General features: G+C 70.4%; 1 pseudogene. It reads left to right on the top strand.

Annotation, left to right across the window (positions count from 1 at the left end):
* Window positions 1–289 (top strand): annotated as a pseudogene (locus EXE42_RS17630) (SRPBCC family protein); the annotation flags it as partial.
* Window positions 290–297 lie beyond the last annotated feature (8 nt).

Below are 297 nucleotides of genomic sequence, written 5' to 3'. Positions count from 1 at the left end.
GCCCGCGGCGAGCGACGACGCGAGCGACGACACCGACCGGACCGGCGACGCCGACCGGACCGGCGACGCCCCCTGCGAGGTCGCGCTCGAAGTCGAGTTCGACCCGGGCTCCGCCAGTTCGGACGCGCTCGATCTCCCGCGGCTGGTCTCGTTCGACTGGGTGTTGAAGAAGGCGGTCCCGCTGATCCGAGACGAGGCCGAGCAGGTCGTCGAACGCGCCGTTCAGGACTTGGAGGGGTCGAGGCGGGACGTGGATCTCGACGTGTACGTCGACTCCGACCGGATTTGACCCGCTCC

Source organism: Halorubrum sp. SP3, from assembly GCF_005435195.1.
GTDB lineage: Archaea > Halobacteriota > Halobacteria > Halobacteriales > Haloferacaceae > Halorubrum > Halorubrum sodomense.
Note: the sequence above shows the minus strand (reverse complement) of the source record. Positions and strands in the feature narration are given on the sequence as shown.